Here is a 1,301-nt window from a genome sequence, read left to right as displayed (position 1 = left end):
GGGGACTGTCAGGAATTTTGTGCGGGAGGCCATAGGATGGAATGGAAGGGACCATCGATATGGCAATCGACAAGGACGTTTTGGCCCAGCTTCTGGCTGGCCGTGACCCGCAAGAGCTGTTCGCCAAGGACGGTCTGCTCGACGAACTGAAGAAGGCGCTGTCGGAGCGGATGCTGTCGGCCGAGCTCGACGATCATCTGGAAAACGAAGGTGCCGCAGGCAGCACTAACCGCCGCAACGGCTCGTCGCGCAAGACGATGCTGACGGGGACGTCGAAGGTGACGCTGGACGTGCCGCGCGACCGGGCGGGGACGTTCGACCCCAAGCTCATCGCCAAATACCAGCGCCGTTTCCCTGACTTCGACGACAAGATCATCTCGATGTACGCGCGCGGCATGACGGTGCGCGAAATCCGGGGGCATCTCGAGGAGCTGTACGGGATCGACGTATCGCCGGACCTGATCTCGAGCGTCACCGATGCGGTGCTGGAGGCGGTCGCCGAATGGCAGAGCCGCCCTCTCGATACCTGCTATCCGCTGGTGTTCTTCGACGCGATCCGGGTAAAGATCCGCGACGAGGGCTTCGTCCGGAATAAGGCGGTGTACATCGCGCTGGGCATCCAGCCGGATGGCACCAAGGAGGTGCTCGGCATCTGGATCGAGCAGACCGAGGGTGCCAAATTCTGGCTGCGCGTCATGAACGAGCTCAAGAACCGCGGCGTCGTCGATATCCTGATCGCCGTCGTCGATGGACTGAAGGGCTTCCCGGAGGCGATCAATGCCGTGTTTCCCGAGGCCATCGTCCAGACCTGCATCGTCCATCTGATCCGCAACAGCATGAGCTTTGCGTCCTGGAAGGAGCGCAAGTTCATCGCCCAGGCGCTGCGCGGCGTCTACCGGGCCGAGACGCCCGAGGCCGGCATGGCGGCGCTGGAGGCGTTCGAAGAGGGTCCCTGGGGCCAGAAGCACCCGGCCATCGCCATGAGCTGGCAGCGGCACTGGGACCGGGTCATCCCGTTCTTCGCGTTTCCCGAAGGCGTTCGCCGGATCATCTACACCACGAACGCTATCGAAGCACTGAATTCAAAGATCCGCCGCGCCGTCCGTACCCGCGGCCATTTCCCCGGTGACGACGCCGCGATGAAACTGCTATATCTCATGCTCAATCACGCGGCGGACGAATGGAAACGACCGCCGCGCGAATGGGGTGAGGCCAAAAGCCAGTTCGCCGTCATCTTCGGCGAGCGCTTCGTCATCTGACGATAACCGGCCTCCCGCACAAAATTCCTGACAGTCCCAGTG

General features: G+C 62.5%; 1 protein-coding gene. It reads left to right on the top strand.

The features are described 5' to 3' along the window. The first annotated feature begins 59 nt into the window (after positions 1-59). Positions 60-1,259, top strand: coding sequence for an IS256 family transposase (locus ASE59_RS13265; RefSeq protein ID WP_056457030.1), 1,200 nt, complete (start codon positions 60-62; stop codon positions 1,257-1,259). Positions 1,260-1,301: the final 42 nt, after the last annotated feature.

It is taken from the genome of Sphingomonas sp. Leaf10, assembly GCF_001421245.1.
Classification (GTDB): Bacteria; Pseudomonadota; Alphaproteobacteria; order Sphingomonadales; family Sphingomonadaceae; genus Sphingomonas.
The sequence above is the reverse complement of the archived record's forward strand: the minus strand, read 5'-3'. Positions and strand labels throughout refer to the sequence as shown.